General features: G+C 72.7%; 12 protein-coding genes. 10 read left to right on the forward strand and 2 right to left on the reverse strand.

Annotated elements, in window-relative coordinates; all coding sequences use genetic code 11:
• Window positions 1-151: 151 nt before the first annotated feature.
• Window positions 152-361, reverse strand: coding sequence for a hypothetical protein (locus tag ACZ5ID_RS25600; protein ID WP_468902215.1), 210 nt, complete (start codon window positions 359-361; stop codon window positions 152-154).
• A gap of 79 nt (window positions 362-440) precedes the next feature.
• Between ACZ5ID_RS25600 and ACZ5ID_RS25605 the strand changes: the two genes are divergently transcribed.
• The 4 genes from ACZ5ID_RS25605 (at window position 441) to ACZ5ID_RS25620 (ending at window position 5,366) form a co-directional block, all read left to right on the forward strand.
• Window positions 441-1,628, forward strand: coding sequence for a bifunctional adenosylcobinamide kinase/adenosylcobinamide-phosphate guanylyltransferase (locus ACZ5ID_RS25605; protein WP_468902218.1), 1,188 nt, complete (start codon window positions 441-443; stop codon window positions 1,626-1,628).
• Window positions 1,629-1,702: 74 nt separating this feature from the next.
• Window positions 1,703-2,776: a nicotinate-nucleotide--dimethylbenzimidazole phosphoribosyltransferase gene (gene cobT, locus ACZ5ID_RS25610; protein ID WP_406556110.1), complete on the forward strand. Its 1,074-nt coding sequence runs from the start codon at window positions 1,703-1,705 to the stop codon at window positions 2,774-2,776.
• A gap of 83 nt (window positions 2,777-2,859) precedes the next feature.
• The gene (locus ACZ5ID_RS25615) at window positions 2,860-4,626 is read left to right on the forward strand and encodes a phosphatidylglycerol lysyltransferase domain-containing protein (RefSeq protein WP_468902222.1); all 1,767 of its coding nucleotides are present in this window, start codon (window positions 2,860-2,862) and stop codon (window positions 4,624-4,626) included.
• The gene (locus tag ACZ5ID_RS25620) at window positions 4,623-5,366 is read left to right on the forward strand and encodes a hypothetical protein (RefSeq protein ID WP_468902225.1); all 744 of its coding nucleotides are present in this window, start codon (window positions 4,623-4,625) and stop codon (window positions 5,364-5,366) included. The genes ACZ5ID_RS25615 and ACZ5ID_RS25620 overlap by 4 nt, the downstream gene beginning before the upstream one ends.
• Here the strand turns inward: ACZ5ID_RS25620 and ACZ5ID_RS25625 are convergent.
• Window positions 5,315-6,073: a hypothetical protein gene (locus ACZ5ID_RS25625; protein ID WP_468902227.1), complete on the reverse strand. Its 759-nt coding sequence runs from the start codon at window positions 6,071-6,073 to the stop codon at window positions 5,315-5,317. The two genes, ACZ5ID_RS25620 and ACZ5ID_RS25625, sit on opposite strands and share 52 nt — an antisense overlap.
• 75 nt (window positions 6,074-6,148) lie before the next feature.
• On the opposite strand from ACZ5ID_RS25625, the gene ACZ5ID_RS25630 reads away from it, so the two are divergent.
• The 6 genes from ACZ5ID_RS25630 to aceE all read left to right on the forward strand — a co-directional run bounded on the left by ACZ5ID_RS25630 (window position 6,149) and on the right by aceE (window position 16,224).
• The gene (locus ACZ5ID_RS25630) at window positions 6,149-6,931 is read left to right on the forward strand and encodes an adenosylcobinamide-GDP ribazoletransferase (RefSeq protein ID WP_468902230.1); all 783 of its coding nucleotides are present in this window, start codon (window positions 6,149-6,151) and stop codon (window positions 6,929-6,931) included.
• A 202-nt stretch (window positions 6,932-7,133) separates the two neighbouring features.
• Window positions 7,134-8,654, forward strand: coding sequence for a leucyl aminopeptidase (locus ACZ5ID_RS25635; protein WP_468902232.1), 1,521 nt, complete (start codon window positions 7,134-7,136; stop codon window positions 8,652-8,654).
• Window positions 8,655-8,950: 296 nt separating this feature from the next.
• Window positions 8,951-10,339, forward strand: a complete 1,389-nt coding sequence (lpdA, locus tag ACZ5ID_RS25640) for a dihydrolipoyl dehydrogenase (protein ID WP_468902235.1) — start codon at window positions 8,951-8,953, stop codon at window positions 10,337-10,339.
• A gap of 54 nt (window positions 10,340-10,393) precedes the next feature.
• Entirely contained in the window at window positions 10,394-12,220 is a 1,827-nt protein-coding gene (sucB, locus tag ACZ5ID_RS25645) for a 2-oxoglutarate dehydrogenase, E2 component, dihydrolipoamide succinyltransferase (RefSeq protein WP_468902238.1), read from the forward strand.
• Window positions 12,221-12,329: 109 nt separating this feature from the next.
• Window positions 12,330-12,953, forward strand: coding sequence for a GntR family transcriptional regulator (locus tag ACZ5ID_RS25650; RefSeq protein ID WP_358836434.1), 624 nt, complete (start codon window positions 12,330-12,332; stop codon window positions 12,951-12,953).
• A gap of 571 nt (window positions 12,954-13,524) precedes the next feature.
• Window positions 13,525-16,224, forward strand: coding sequence for a pyruvate dehydrogenase (acetyl-transferring), homodimeric type (aceE, locus tag ACZ5ID_RS25655; protein WP_468902242.1), 2,700 nt, complete (start codon window positions 13,525-13,527; stop codon window positions 16,222-16,224).
• Window positions 16,225-16,291 lie beyond the last annotated feature (67 nt).

Raw genomic sequence — 16,291 nt, forward strand, 5'->3', positions numbered from 1 at the left:
CCTCTCCTCCCCGACACCCTCCTTCGTCGTTCGGGACCCCCCCCCCCCCCCAGCCCCCCCCCCCCCCCCCCCCCCCCCCCCCCCCCCCCTCCCCCCCCCCCCCCCCCCTCCCCCCCCCCCCCCCCGCCCCGTGCCACCGTGCGTCCGCGCGTCAGCCCGCGTCGGCCTGGAGGCTCATCGGGCCGTAGATCTTCTTGCCGTCGTCGAAGAGGTGCACCTGGTCGGCCCCGCCCTCCAGCAGGTCCTTCCAGACCTCACCGATCCAGGACTCCGCGTCGCCCTGGGTCGTGAACTCCTCCGGTGCCACCGCCGGCTCGACCTCCGTCCCGTCGGACTTCTCGAATCGCCACGTCCACGCCATGTCCGCCTCCCGGGTCACGTTGCTGCCCGCAGCGTATCCGGGCGCGCACCGCCCGCGGTGACGCGGGAGGATCGTCTTCGTGGAACTGACTCTCCTCGGCACCGGCGCCCCCGACGGGCTGCCGCGCCCCGACTGCCCCTGCGCCGCGTGCGCCTCGGCCCGCGGTGACCAGGCGCGCGCCGCGACCGCCCTGCTCGTCGACGGCGCCCTGCTGCTCGATCTGACCCCCGGGGCGGCGCTGGCCGCCGCCCGGTCCGGGCACTCGCTCACGGGCGTACGGCAGGTCCTGCTCACCCATCCGCACGACGGGCCCGCGGTGGAGCTGCCGCCCGGGCTGCCCTCGGCGGGGCGGGTGCCGGACGGCCGGGTCCTGACGCTGATCAGCGGGCACCGGGTACGGGCCGTGCCGATGGACGCCCCGGGCACGGGGTACGAGGTGACCTCGCCCGAGGGCGAGCGGCTGCTGTACCTGCCGCCCGGCGGGGCGCCGTCGGGGATGGCCGGGGCCCCGCTCCCGTACGACATGGTGGTCTGCGACGTGCTGGGGCGGCCGGACGCGCTGGCCCGGCTGCGGGCGGCGGGCGCGGTGGGGGCCGCCACGGACGTGGTCGCCGCGCACATCGGCCACGACGTGCCCCCCGGGCACGAGTTGCGCCGCCGGCTGGCGGCGGCCGGGGCGCGGGCGGTGCCGGACGGGTCGACGCTGATCGTCGGGGAGTACCACGCGGTGCCCGATCTGCCGCGCCGCACCCTGGTGCTGGGCGGGGCGCGCTCGGGCAAGTCGGTGGAGGCCGAACGCCGTCTGGAGGCCTTCCCGGAGGTGGTGTACGTGGCGACGGGCGGCACCCGGGAGGGCGACCCGGAGTGGGCGGCCCGGGTCGGCCTGCACCGCGACCGGCGGCCGGGCGCCTGGCGTACGGAGGAGACCTGCGAGCTGGTGCCGCTGCTGGCCTCCGAGGGGCCCGCGCTGCTCGTGGACTGTCTGTCGCTGTGGCTGACCGACGCCATGGACCGGGCCGGGGCGTGGGAGGAGGAGAAGCTGCCGCAGGCGGTGCGCGAGCGGGTGGCCGAGCTGGTCGCGGCGGTGCGGGCGACCCCGAGGACCGTGGTGTTCGTCAGCAACGAGGTGGGGTCGGGGGTGGTGCCGGCGACGCGCGCGGGGCGGGTGTTCCGGGATGAGCTCGGCAGGCTCAACTCGGCGGTGGCGGCGGAGTGCGAGCACGTCCTGCTGGTCGTCGCGGGGCAGGCCCTGGTCCTGCGCGGCTGAGCCGCTGGGCGCCGGGGCCCGATCTCGCCGCACCACCGGTGGGGCGGGCCCGCGCTGCCGGTACTGTTCGGCGAATGAGCAGGCTGAATCTCGACGACTTCTCCGATCTGATCGAACGCCCCGACAGCGGTGTGCGGCGTGACGCCGAGGAACGCCGGGAGCGGCTGACCGTGCCGTCCGGCGCGCTCGGCCGGCTCGACGAGCTGGGCGAGTGGCTGTCCGCCGCGCAGGGCACGGTGCCGGTCAGGCCCATCGAGCACCCGCGCGTGATCCTCTTCGCCGGTGACCACGGCATCGCGGAACTGGGCGTCTCGGCGCGCCCGGCGGGCTCCGCGCACACCCTGGTGCGGTCCGTGCTGGACGGCGCGGGTCCCGTCTCCGTACTCGCCCGGCGGCTGGGCGCCCCCGTACGGGTCGTGGACGCGGGGCTGGACTGCGACCCCGCGCTGCTTCCCGAGGACGTCGTACGGCACCGGGTGCGGCGGGGCAGCGGGCGGATCGACATCGAGGACGCGCTGACCGTCGAGGAGGCCGAGGCGGCGGTGCGCCTCGGGATGCGGATCGCCGACGAGGAGGCCGACTCCGGCACCGACCTGGTGGTGCTGGGCGACCTCAGCGTGGGCGGCACCACGGCCGCGGCCACCCTGATCGCGGCGCTGTGCGGCACCGACGCCTCGGTGGTCACCGGGCGTGGCGGGGCGACGATCGACGACCTGGCGTGGATGCGCAAGTGCGCGGCGATCCGGGACGCGCTGCGCCGGGCGCGGCCGGTTCTGGGCGACCAGCTGGAGCTGCTGGCGGCCGTCGGCGGGGCCGACCTTGCCGCGACCACCGGTTTTCTGCTTCAGTGCGCGGTGCGCCGAATGCCGGTCATCCTGGACGGGGTGGTCTCGTCGGCCTGCGCGCTGGTTGCTCAGCGGGCCGCCTTCCGGGCTCCGGACTGGTGGCTGGCCGGTCAGCTGAGCGGGGAGCCGGCCCAGTCCAAGGCATTGGACCGGATGGCACTCAACCCCCTGCTCGACCACGGCGTCACTGTGGGTGAAGGAACCGGGGCCCTGCTCGCCCTCCCTCTCGTGCAGGCCGCCGCCGCCCTGGCCGCGGAGCTTCCCGAGCGCGCGGAGACCGAGGGGGATCGCGCCGAAGACTGAGCCGCGGTGCGGCCGGGCGCCGCCCGGCCGCGGCCGTGACCGCCATGAGGCGCGATGTCCGATGCCCCATATGATCGCGTTTCATGGGAGAAGTCCGCTTGACCACCGAAGGATTGAACCGGAACACCGTCCGGTCGCGACGCAGTGCGGCATTCGCCGTCTGGTACCTGCGAGCCGTGACGTTCATCAACTTCCTGAGCGCCGTGTGGGTTTCGCTGGGCCAGGACCTTCGGCGTCACAACACGGACAACTATTTCACGCCGTACCTGCTCGACGCGGGGTTCGCCTCGGGCGTGTTCACGCTGTTCCTCGCGGTCACCATGCGCCGCCGCAAGCGTGCCGCCTGGATCCTCAACATGGTGCTCAGCAGCCTCGTCCTGCTGCTGTTCGCGTTCGTCATGGTCTTCCCGGAGATCCGGCAGTACGCGCAGAACTGGGTGTCCCTGGTCCTCACCGCGGCCTTCGTCGTCGCCCTGCTGCTCGGCCGCCGCGAGTTCTACGCCAAGGGCGACCGCGCCAACCCCCGTCTCGCGGCGGTCGTCGCGGCCGGCGGCCTGCTGCTCACCTCGCTGCTGGCCACGCTCCTGGTCACGGTCACCAACACGTACGAGGGCAGCCAGCACTCGACGTTCCTGGGCCGCTGGCGCTACGGCGTGATGCGGCTCGTCTCGCTCGTCCCCGACGACCACGACATCACCGGGATCGACACCCCGGGCTGGGTCAACGTGGCCATCAACGTGCTGTCCACGCTGCTGCTGATCGCCGTGATCTACGCGGCCTTCCGCAACCGCAGGGCCGTCGACCCCCTCTCCGTCGAGGACGAGGAGAAGCTGCGCGCGCTCCTGGACAAGCAGGGCGAGCGCGACTCGCTCGGCTACTTCGCGCTGCGCCGCGAGAAGAGCGTCATCTGGTCCCCCACCGGCAAGGCCGCGGTGGCCTACCGGGTGGTGGGCGGTGTCTCGCTGGCCTCCGGCGACCCCATCGGCGACCCCGAGGCGTGGCCGGGCGCGATCGAGCCGTGGCTCGCCGAGGCGCGCGAGCACGGCTGGACCCCGGCGGTGATGGGCGCCAGCGAGGAGGGCGGCACCGTCTACGCCCGGCACGGCCTGGACGCGCTGGAGCTCGGTGACGAGGCGCTCGTGGAGACCGCCGACTTCACCCTGGACGGCCGCGCCATGCGGACGGTGCGTCAGGCGTACAACCGGGTGAAGCGTGCCGGGTACGAGGTGAGGATCCGCCGCCATGCGGACATTCCTGCCGATGAGATGAGTGAACTGCTGCGCAAGGCCGACGACTGGCGCGACGGCGCCACCGAGCGCGGCTTCTCCATGGCCCTGGGCCGCCTCGGGGACCCGGCGGACGGCCAGTGCGTGATGCTGGAGTGCACCGACGGCGAGGGCGCCCTGCGGGCCGTCCTCAGCTTCGTGCCGTGGGGCCCCAACGGGCTCTCGCTCGACCTGATGCGCCGCGACCGCGACTCCGAGAACGGCCTGATGGAGTTCATGGTCATCGAGCTCCTCCAGCGCGCCAAGGAGATCCAGATCACCCAGGTCTCGCTCAACTTCGCCATGTTCCGCTCCGTCTTCGAACGTGGCTCGAAGCTCGGCGCGGGTCCGGTGCTGAGGCTGTGGCGCTCGCTGCTCAGCTTCTTCTCCCGCTGGTGGCAGATCGAGTCGCTGTACCGCGCCAACGCCAAGTACCGCCCGATCTGGGAGCCCCGCTTCATGCTCTTCGAGAAGTCCGCCGACCTGCCGCGCATCGGCATCGCCGCGGCTCGCGCCGAAGGCTTCCTGGAGGCGCCCGGACTGCCCAAGTGGCTGCACCGCAGGCATCTGGAGTCCCAGAGGTGAAGGTCCCCCTCTCCCTGCCGGGCAACGGACCAGTACGTCGGTTCGCCCGGCGGGAGTGGGGTCCCCTCCACCTTGCCGTCCGCTACGCGCTCTCCACCCAGCGCTGGCGGGCGGTCCCCATGACGCTCGGCGCGGTCGCGCTGACATCGTTGTTCCAGGTCGTGCAGAACCAGCCCTGGGGCTTCCGCCCGGTCCAGCTCATCGGTTCGGTGAAGGCCGAGGACGCCCTGTGGATCTCCCTGCTGCGCACCCCGCTCTCCCTCTTCGTCCCGGCCCTCGACCTGCCGGTGTGGGGCGCGCTCGCCCAGCTGCTGCTGGTCTTCGGGGTCGCGGAGATCTGCATCGGCCGCCGCCACACCCTGCTCATCGCCTACGCGGCGACCCTGGCCGGGACGATGTACGCGCGCGTGGGCATCGCGCTCGGCCCCGACGGCGTGCTGGGGCTGCCCGCCTCGGACGCCCGGATGGTCGACACCGGCCCCTCGGCCGCGGTGGTGGGCCTGGCGCTGTACGTGTGCTGGCGCTACCGGGCGTACTGGACGGCCGGGGTCGTGGCCGCCTCGATGGCCGTCGAGGTGCTGGCCAAGGACAATCTGGCGGGCAAGGAGCACATCGCGGCCATCGTCGCGGTGGGCGGGCTGTGCTGGGTCACCTCGGTGCGCCAGAAGCGCCGCCGCGCCCGCGCGCGTCAGGGGCGGCGCACGGGCAGCCTGTCCGGGGCCCCGCCGATGAAGTCCTGAGCCCGCCGCCGCAGCCGCGTCCAGCGCCGGTCGTGCCGGTAGAGCCGCAGGGCAGACCGGGCGCGGGCCCGGGCGCGCCCGCGGTAGAACCGGCGCGCCCACGGGGAGCCCGGCCGGGCGAGTCGGACCGCGGCGACGAGCGCCACGAACGGGACGAGCGCGCCCACCACGGCGAGCCGGAACTTGCCCTTGACGAGCGCGATCAGCACGAACCCGAAGTTGACCGCGACGGTGAGGATGAACGACGCCCGGTCGTGGCTCTCCTGCGGGGTCACGTCGTTGACGCCGAGCGGCGAGAACCCGGCGAGGGCCAGCAGCACCAGGGCGGCGGTCATCACCACCACCTCGACGCTCTTGCGGCCCTGCTCGGTCCAGTAGACGTCGTCCAGGTGCAGGATCAGCGCGAACTCGTCGAGGACCAGGCCCGCGCCCATCCCGAAGACCACCGCGAAGACACCGGCGCCGATCCCGTGCCGCCCGCTGGCGACCGCTCCGAACCCGCCCACCACGGAGAGGACCACCCCCGGCACCACATGGTGGATGTGCAGTCCGCCCGGCCGGATGTTGCGGAACGGGCCGCGCCCGGCCCGGATGAGCCGGGTGATCGTACGGGTGACGACGAAGGTCAGCACGAACGACGCCAGGGCGAGCAGCATCGGCAGCTTCCCCGGCTCGACGAAGTTCCGGTTGAACCAGCTCATCCCCATCCGATCCACATGGTGGCAATAGGGGCAATTTACCCCTGTGGGGCTTCGGACGGCGGCCGGGATAGCCTGCGCCCGATGAATCCCATGGACGGCATACGCTTCGCCTTCGGCACGCTCACCGTGCTCCCGGTACGGGTCACCCGCTGGGACCGCGAGGCGGCCCGCTCCGGGATGCTCTGGGCCCCCCTGGCGGGTCTGGTGGTCGGCGGCTGCGCGGCGGCCGTCGGGGGCGCGCTGCTCCTGCTGGACTCCGGCCCGCTGCTCGCCGCCGTCGCCACGGCGGCGGTCCCGGCCGCGCTCACCCGGGGCCTGCACCTGGACGGGCTGGCGGACGTGGCGGACGGCCTGGGCAGCGCCAAGCCCGCCGAGGACGCGCTGCGGATCATGAAGCAGTCGGACATCGGCCCGTTCGGGGTGCTCACCCTCGTCTTCGTCCTGCTGGGCCAGGTGGCAGCGCTGGCCGAGCTGTACGCGGCGGGCTGGGCCCGGGGCGCGCTCGCGGCGACGGCGGCGGCCGTCACGGCCCGCCTCGCCCTCACCCTGGCCTGCCGCCCCGGAGTCCCCCCGGCCCGCCCGGACGGCCTGGGGGCGGCGGTGGCGGGGGCGGTGCCGTGGCGGGCGGCGGGCGGGGTGGCCGTAGTGGTGGCGGCGGGGTGCGCGGCGGCGGCCGGGCTGACGCTGGGCCCCGGCGCGGCCCTGCACCACACCCTGGCGCTCCTGGCGGCCCTGACGGCGGCCCAGCTGCTCCTGGCCCACTGCGTACGCCGCTTCGGCGGGGTGACGGGAGACGTGTTCGGCGCGGTGGCCGAGACGGCGGCGACCGGGGCCCTGATCGTGGCGGCGCTGGGGGCGCGTTAGGAACCGCGGGCCGTCCGGGGCCGAGCACGGCGTGGAAGACGGGGGGTGGCCCGCGTAGCCGTAACTCTCCGCCGCCGTGATCGGAGCGCGTCCGCGCGCGTACGCTCGTATCCGCGCCCAACTCGGCCGAATTACGATGCGCCGGGGCACAGCCGACCCATCCCTCGGCTCGAGAACTCAACGGAAGAGAGACTTCACCACCGTGACTGCTCTGACTCTCAGCACTGCCGGTGCCGCGACGCTGCGCGCCGACGCCGTGGTCGTCGGCATCACCAAGGGCACCGGGCCCAAGGGGGGTCTGGTCGTCGCGCCGGGCGCCGAGGCCGTGGACAAGGCGTTCGGCGGCAAGCTCGCCGGCGTCCTGGAGACCCTGGGCGCCTCCGGTGCCGAGGGCGAGGCGACCAAGCTGCCGTCGCCGTCCGGTCTGAAGGCACCCGTCGTGCTGGCCGTCGGACTCGGCACGGCCCCCGACGAGGACGAGACCTTCGCCGCCGAGGTGCTGCGCACGGCCGCCGGTGTCGCGGCCCGCGCCCTCACCGGCACCAAGAAGGCCGCGTTCGCGCTGCCCGTGGAGGCGGCCGAGGACGTGGCGGCCATCGCGGAGGGCGCGCTGCTCGGCTCGTACGCCTTCACCGCGTACCAGGACGGCGCCAAGAACGGCAAGGCGCCGCTGGCCGAGATCGCCCTGACCGGCGCCAAGCCGCGTGACAAGGCTCACAAGGCGGCCGTCGAGCGCGCGGTCGCGCTGGCCGAGGAGATCAACCGCGCCCGCGACCTGGTGAACACCCCGCCGAACGACCTCTACCCCGAGTCCTTCGCCGCCGTCGCCACCGCGGCCGGCAAGGAGCACGGCGTCAAGGTCCAGGTGCTCGACGAGAAGGCCCTCACCAAGGGTGGCTACGGCGGCATCCTCGGCGTCGGCGCCGGCTCCGCCAACGCCCCGCGCCTGGTGCGCATCGGCTACACCCACCCCAAGGCGGAGAAGTCCCTGGCCTTCGTCGGCAAGGGCATCACCTACGACTCGGGCGGCATCTCGCTGAAGCCGGCGGGCCACAACGAGACGATGAAGTGCGACATGGCCGGCGCCGCCGCCGTCTTCGCCGCCGTCGTCACGGCCGCCCGCCTGGGCCTGAAGGTGAACGTCACCGGCTGGCTGGCGCTCGCCGAGAACATGCCCTCGGGCACCGCCACCCGTCCGGGCGACGTGCTGCGCATGTACAGCGGCAAGACCGTCGAGGTCCTCAACACCGACGCCGAGGGCCGGCTCGTCCTGGCCGACGCCCTGGCCAAGGCGTCCGAGGAGAACCCGGACGCGATCGTCGACGTGGCGACCCTGACCGGCGCCATGATGATGGCGCTCGGCAGCCGCACCTTCGGTGTGATGGCCAACGACGACGCCTTCCGCACCGCCGTCCACGAGACGGCCGAGGAGGCCGGCGAGCAGTCCTGGCCGATGCCGCTCCCCGCCGACCTGCGCAAGGGCATGGACTCCCCGACCGCCGACATCGCCAACATGGGTGAGCGGATGGGCGGCGGCCTGGTGGCCGGTCTGTTCCTGAAGGAGTTCGTGGGCGAGGGCATCACCTGGGCCCACCTGGACATCGCGGGCCCGGCCTACAACGAGGGCGCCCCCTTCGGCTACACCCCCAAGGGCGGCACCGGCTCCGCGGTCCGCACCCTGGTCCGGCTGGCCGAGCGCACCGCCGACGGCGAGCTGGGCTGACCCCTGTGACACGGATGGCCTCGGGCATATGCCCGAGGCCATCCGTGTTCACCCCTCGCACGCGGCCGGGTTCCGCTGTGGACGAAATCCGGGGATACGTACCCGGTGATCGCCCGCCAGAGGGACGATCGGCCGTCTCAGACCCCGGCCCCGCGTCCCGCCTTCAGTCAACAAGTGCGAAGATGGGTTCTCGGCAGGACAGGGCCCCCACCACAGGGCCGAAGAAAAGCGGCCGAACACCAGCCGCCGCCGGTCATCGACGACCGCGCCCGGCGCACATGCATGGAGGACGTGACGTGGCGAACGACGCCAGCACCGTTTTCGACCTAGTGATCCTCGGCGGTGGCAGTGGCGGGTACGCCGCGGCCCTGCGCGGAGCGCAGCTGGGCCTGGACGTCGCACTGATCGAGAAGAACAAGCTCGGCGGCACCTGCCTGCACAACGGCTGCATCCCCACCAAGGCCCTGCTGCACGCCGGCGAGATCGCCGACCAGGCCCGCGAGGCCGGGCAGTTCGGCGTCAAGGCCACCTTCGAGGGCATCGACATCGCGGCCGTCCACAAGTACAAGGACGACGTGATCTCGGGCCTCTACAAGGGCCTCCAGGGGCTGGTCGCCTCCCGCAAGGTGACGTACATCGAGGGTGAGGGCCGGCTGTCGTCGCCCACCTCGGTCGACGTGGGCGGGCAGCGCGTCCAGGGCCGCCACGTCCTGCTGGCGACCGGCTCCGTGCCGAAGTCGCTGCCGGGCCTGGAGATCGACGGCAACCGGATCATCTCCTCGGACCACGCGCTCACCCTGGACCGGGTCCCGCAGTCCGCGATCATCCTGGGCGGCGGCGTCATCGGCGTCGAGTTCGCCTCGGCGTGGAAGTCCTTCGGCACCGACGTCACGGTCGTCGAGGGCCTCAAGCACCTGGTGCCGGCCGAGGACGAGAACTCCTCCAAGCTCCTGGAGCGCGCCTTCCGCAAGCGCGGCATCAAGTTCAACCTGGGCACCTTCTTCCAGAAGGCCGAGTACACCCAGAACGGTGTCAAGGTCACGCTGGCCGACGGCAAGGAGTTCGAGGCCGAGGTCCTCCTCGTCGCCATCGGCCGCGGCCCGGTCTCCCAGGGCCTCGGTTACGAGGAGCAGGGCGTCGCGATGGACCGCGGCTACGTCCTGGTCGACGAGTACATGCGCACCAACGTGCCGACCATCTCGGCCGTCGGTGACCTCGTCCCGACCCTCCAGCTCGCGCACGTCGGCTTCGCCGAGGGCATCCTGGTGGCGGAGCGGCTGGCCGGTCTCAAGACCGTCCCGATCGACTACGACGGTGTGCCGCGCGTGACGTACTGCCACCCCGAGGTCGCCTCCGTCGGCATCTCCGAGGCCAAGGCCAAGGAGATCTACGGTGCGGACAAGGTCGTCGCTCTGAAGTACAACCTCGCGGGCAACGGCAAGAGCAAGATCCTCAAGACCGCGGGCGAGATCAAGCTCGTCCAGGTCAAGGACGGTGCCGTGGTCGGCGTCCACATGGTCGGTGACCGTATGGGCGAGCAGGTCGGCGAGGCCCAGCTGATCTACAACTGGGAGGCTCTGCCGGCCGAGGTCGCGCAGCTCATCCACGCGCACCCGACGCAGAACGAGGCGCTCGGCGAGGCGCACCTGGCGCTGGCCGGCAAGCCGCTGCACTCCCACGACTGATTGCCCTCGGGCGCGACGACCACTTCCGCAAATCTGTAAGGAGAAACTGAAACCATGTCGGTTTCCGTAACCCTTCCGGCGCTCGGCGAGAGCGTCACCGAGGGCACCGTCACCCGCTGGCTCAAGGCCGAGGGCGAGCGCGTCGAGGCCGACGAGCCGTTGCTCGAGGTCTCGACCGACAAGGTCGACACCGAGATCCCGGCCCCCGCCTCCGGCATCCTGGCCTCCATCAAGGTGGCCGAGGACGAGACCGTCGAGGTCGGCGCCGAGCTGGCGATCATCGACGACGGCTCCGGCGCCCCGGCCGCCGAGGCCGCCCCGGCGCAGCAGGCTCCGGCGCAGGAGGCTCCCGCTCAGGAGGCCCCCGCACCGCAGGCCGCGCCGTCCACCGAGACGCAGACCCCCGCCCCGGCCCCGACGGCCGAGGCCGCGTCCGGCGGCAGCTCCGCCGAGGGCACCGACGTCGTCCTTCCCGCGCTCGGTGAGAGCGTGACCGAGGGCACCGTCACCCGCTGGCTGAAGCAGGTCGGCGAGGAGGTGGCCGAGGACGAGCCGCTGCTGGAGGTCTCGACCGACAAGGTCGACACCGAGATCCCCGCCCCGGTCGCCGGTGTGCTGCTGGAGATCGTGGTCGGCGAGGACGAGACCGCCGAGGTCGGCGCCAAGCTGGCCGTCATCGGCGCCGCGGGCTCCGCGCCCGCCGCGGCTCCCGCCCAGGCCGCCCCGGCCCCGGCCGCGGCACCCGCCCCGGCGCAGCCCGCCCCGGCCGCGCAGGCCCCGGCCCCCGCGCAGCCCGCCCCGGCGCAGCAGGCCCCGGTGCCGGACCCGGCTCCGCAGACCCCTGCCGCCGCCCCGCAGGCCCCGGCTCCGGCCCCGCAGCCCGCCGCGGCGCCCGCCGCCCCGGTGCAGCAGGCCCCGGCCGCCGCTCCGGCTCCGGCCGGCGGCGCCGGTGACGACGGCGCGTACGTCACGCCGCTGGTGCGCAAGCTCGCCTCCGAGTCCGGTGTGGACCTGGGCGCGGTCAAGGGCACCGGTGTGGGTGGCCGTATCCGCAAGCAGGACGTCATCGCCGCGGCCGAGGCCGCCAAGGCCGCCGCCCCGGCGCCGGCCGCCGCCGCCGCGCCCGCCGCGAAGGCCGCCCCCTCCCTGGAGGCGTCCCCGCTGCGCGGCCAGACGGTGAAGATGACCCGGATGCGCAAGGTCATCGGCGACAACATGATGAAGGCCCTGCACTCGCAGGCGCAGCTCACCACGGTCGTCGAGGTGGACATCACGAAGCTGATGAAGCTGCGTGCCGCCGCCAAGGACTCCTTCGCCGCCCGTGAGGGCGTCAAGCTGTCCCCGATGCCGTTCTTCGTGAAGGCGGCGGCCCAGGCGCTGAAGGCCCACCCGGTCGTCAACGCCCGGATCAACGAGGACGAGGGCACCATCACGTACTTCGACTCGGAGAACATCGGCATCGCCGTGGACTCCGAGAAGGGTCTGATGACGCCGGTCATCAAGGGTGCGGGCAACCTCAACCTGGCCGGTATCTCCAAGGCCACGGCCGAGCTGGCCGGCAAGGTCCGCGCCAACAAGATCACCCCGGACGAGCTGTCCGGCGCGACCTTCACGATCAGCAACACCGGCTCGCGCGGCGCGCTGTTCGACACGGTCATCGTGCCGCCGAACCAGGTCGCCATCCTGGGCATCGGTGCCACGGTCAAGCGCCCGGCGGTCATCGAGACCGCCGAGGGCACGGTCATCGGTGTCCGCGACATGACCTACCTGTCGCTCTCCTACGACCACCGTCTGGTCGACGGCGCCGACGCGGCCCGCTACCTGACGGCCGTCAAGGCGATCCTGGAGGCCGGCGAGTTCGAGGTCGAGCTCGGCCTGTAGGACCCGCGGCCGTACGGTCTGTGACGAAGGCGCCCCCGCCCGGAGTGATTCCAGGTGGGGGCGCCGCCGTATTGTCTAGAGGTCACCGCTCGCGCGTGAAGGAGCCCTCATGACCCCGCCCGTCGTCCACTCGCTGCGCGAGCAGATCCGCGAGCACATCGTGGAGGGGATCGTCAGCGGTCGCTGGAAGCCGGGCGAGCGGATCGTGGAGCGCCGGATCGCGGTCGAGCTCCAGGTCAGCCAGACGCCGGTCCGGGAGGCCCTGCGGGAGCTGGAATCCCTGCGGCTGATCGAGTCGGCGCCGAACAAGGGCGTACGGGTACGGAACCTGACGGCGGCCGACCTGGAGGAGAGCTACCCCGTACGGGCGGGTCTGGAGCAGATCGCCGCGGAGCTGGCGGCGGACCGCCTCGCCGCGGACTGCTCGGCCCTGGAGCCCCATGTGGCGGCGCTGTACGAGGCGGACGCGGCGGCGGACGGGACGGCGCAGGTGCGGCACACGGTGGGGTTCCACCGGGAGCTGGTGCGCGCGGCGCACAACGGGGTCCTCCTGCACACCTGGGAGGGCCTCGGGATCGAGGTGTTCACGGCGCTGTCCATCCGGTGGCTGGGCACCGTGCAGAAGTCGTACGCGGAGGAGCACCAGGAGCTGGTGGAGGCGTTCCGGCGGCACGACCCGCGGATCGGCACGCTGGTGAAGTCCCACGTCCTGGGCTGCGCGCCCCGAGCGTAACCCCCTCCGGAGCCGCGCCCCCCGCTTTCCCGGCCCCCAGCGACCCGCCTATAACACCCGAAGTGCCGACCCTGCGACCCCACCAGGGCTGACCGCGCAGTTCCCCGCGCCCCTTGAAAGGCCGTCGGTCATCCGCGCGCCGTCCCGGGTTGCTCGCGCAGTTCCCCGCGCCCCTAGGTGGTCTGTGGCTGAGCCAAGTTCCCCGGCTACCGGAACCCCCCTAGGGGCGCGGGGAACTGCGCGACGAGCCCCCACCGGCCCGCAGACAAACACAAGGGGGCCCGGGGCGCAGCCCCGGTTCGTTGGAGGGAGAGGGGTGCGTGACCCCGCTCAGAATCCGGCGCACCCGCTCATCCGAACCCCACCCCACCTGGGAAAACAAGGCACCCCGTGCCCCCATCCACGGCACCCTGTGCCGACTTTCCCCGTAACGAGAAGTTTTTCGCTCAACACTTTGATCGATCATCGATCGTCGGCTTACAGTCAACGGCGGACTTACCCGGTCCACGAGCCCTGTCCTGCCAGACACGGCACCCTTCTCCACCCCCCTCCTGTCCGGAAGGCGGCGATCATGATCGACCCCACGCGCAAGTCTCCGAGCGAGCTCGACCAGCTCCCGGACCGTGACACCGAGGAGACCGCCGAGTGGGCGGCCTCCCTCGACGCCGTCGCCAAGGCCGCCGGCCCCCACCGGGCCGCGTATCTGATGCGCCGCACGCTCCAGCACGCCGAGGGCGCGGGCCTGGCCCTGCCCAAGCTGCTGGAGACGGACTACGTCAACACCATCCCCACCTCCGCCGAGCCCGCGGTCGACGGTGACGAGGAGATGGAGCGCCGGATCACGGCCTGGAACCGGTGGAACGCCGCCGCGATGGTCACCCGCGGCGCCAAGCACGGCGTCGGCGGCCACATCGCCACCTTCGCCTCCGCCGCCTGGCTGTACGAGACCGGCTTCAACCACTTCTTCAAGGGCAAGGAGGCCGACGGGTCCGGCGACCAGCTCTACATCCAGGGCCACGCCTCCCCCGGCATCTACGCCCGCGCCTTCCTCGACGGCCGGCTGAACGAGAGCCACCTCGACAACTTCCGGCAGGAGTCCGCCGGCCACGGTCTGCCCTCCTACCCGCACCCCCGCCGCCTCCCCTGGCTGTGGGAGTTCCCGACCGTGTCCATGGGTCTGGGGCCGCTCTCCGCCATCTACCAGGCGCGCTTCAACCGGTACCTCACCAACCGGAAGATCAAGGACGTCTCGGGCTCCCACGTGTGGGCCTTCCTCGGTGACGGCGAGATGGACGAGCCCGAGTCGACCGCCGCACTCGCGCTCGCCGCGCGTGAGGGCCTCGACAACCTCACCTTCGTCATCAACTGCAACCTCCAGCGCCTCGACGGCCCGGTCCGCGCCAACTTCAAGATCGTGCAGGAGCTGGAGGCCCAGTTCCGCGGCGCCGGCTGGAACGTCGTGAAGTCGCTGTGGGGCGGCGCCTGGGACGAGCTGTTCGCGCTCGACATCACCGGCGCCCTCGTCCGCCGGCTCCGCGAGGTCCCGGACGCGCAGGTGCAGACGTACCAGACGCGGGACGCGGCCTACATCCGCGAGGACTTCTTCGGCAAGGACCCGGTGCTCGTCGAGATGGCGAAGCTGATCGGCGACGACAAGATCCTTGAGTGCTTCCACCTCTCCCGCGGCGGCCACGAGCCCCGCAAGGTGTACGCCGCCTACAAGGCCGCGCTCGAGTTCAAGGGCGCGCCGACCGTCATCCTGGCGCAGACCGTCAAGGGCTTCACCCTCGGTGAGGGCTTCGCGTCCAAGAACGCGAACCACCAGATGAAGAAGCTCTCCAACGACGAGTTCAAGAACATGCGGGACCTTCTCGAACTCCCCATCTCGGACGCGCAGTTCACCGACGGCGTGGTGCCCTACGGCCACCCCGGCGCCGACTCCCCCGAGGTCCGCTACCTCCAGGAGCGGCGCGCCGCCCTCGGCGGCCCGGCCCCGGCCCGCCGCACCCACGCGCTGGCCCCGCTGCCCGCCCCGGCCGACAAGGCGTTCGCCGCCTTCGACAAGGGCTCCGGCAACCAGTCCATGGCCACCACCATGGCCTTCGTCCGGCTGGTCAAGGACCTCATCCGCGACAAGGAGACCGGCCGGCGCTGGGTCCCGATCGTCCCGGACGAGGCCCGCACCTTCGGTATGGAGAGCCTCTTCCCCTCCCTCGGGATCTACTCCCCCAAGGGCCAGACGTACGAGCCGGTCGACCGCGACCAGCTGATGTACTACCGCGAGGCGACGGACGGCCAGATCCTCAACGAGGGGATCACCGAGGCCGGTTCGATGGCCGACTTCATCGCCGCCTCCACCGCGTACGCCACGCACGGCGAGGCGATGATCCCGTTCTACATCTTCTACTCGATGTTCGGCTGGCAGCGCACCGCCGACCAGATGTGGCAGCTCGGCGACCAGCTGGGCCGCGGCTTCCTGGTGGGCGCCACCGCCGGCCGCACCACGCTGACCGGTGAGGGCCTCCAGCACGCCGACGGCCACTCGCCGGTGATCGCCGCGACCAACCCGGCGGCGCTGACCTACGACCCGGCGTTCGCGTACGAGATCGGCACCATCGTCAAGGACGGTCTGCGCCGGATGTACGGCGAGGCGGCCCCGGGCGAGGACCGAGACGTCTTCTACTACCTCACCGTCTACAACGAGCCCATGCCGCAGCCCGCCAAGCCGGCCGGGATCGACGAGGGCATCGTCAAGGGCCTCTACCGGTTCAACACGGCCGAGTCGGCCGGGCTCGACGTGGCCGCCGTCAACCCGCCGCGCATCCAGCTGCTCGGCTCCGGCACGGCGATCCACTGGACCCTGCAGGCCCAGAAGCTGCTCGCCGAGGAGTGGGGCGTGGCCGCCGACGTGTGGTCCGCGACCTCCTGGACCGAACTGCGCCGCGACGCCCTGGAGGCGGACGCCGCGCTGCTGCGCGGCGAGGAGAGGATTCCGTACGTACGTCAGGCGCTGGCCGGTGCCGAGGGCCCGGTCCTCGCGGTCAGCGACTACATGCGCCAGGTCCCGGACCAGATCGCGCAGTGGGTCGAGCAGGACTGGTCCTCGCTCGGCGCCGACGGGTTCGGCCTCTCCGACACCCGTGACGCGGCCCGCCGCCACTTCGGTGTGGACGCCGAGTCGATCGTGGTCGCGGCCCTGGCCCAGCTGGCCCGGCGCGGCGAGGTCAAGACCTCGGCCGTGAAGGAGGCCCGCGAGCGGTACGGCCTGTAGGCCGGCCGAAGCGGTGTACGCCCCCGGGGGCGCGGCTCTGTGCCGCGCCCCCGGGGGCGTTCCTGTC

The organism is Streptomyces sp. NPDC031670 (assembly GCF_055580545.1).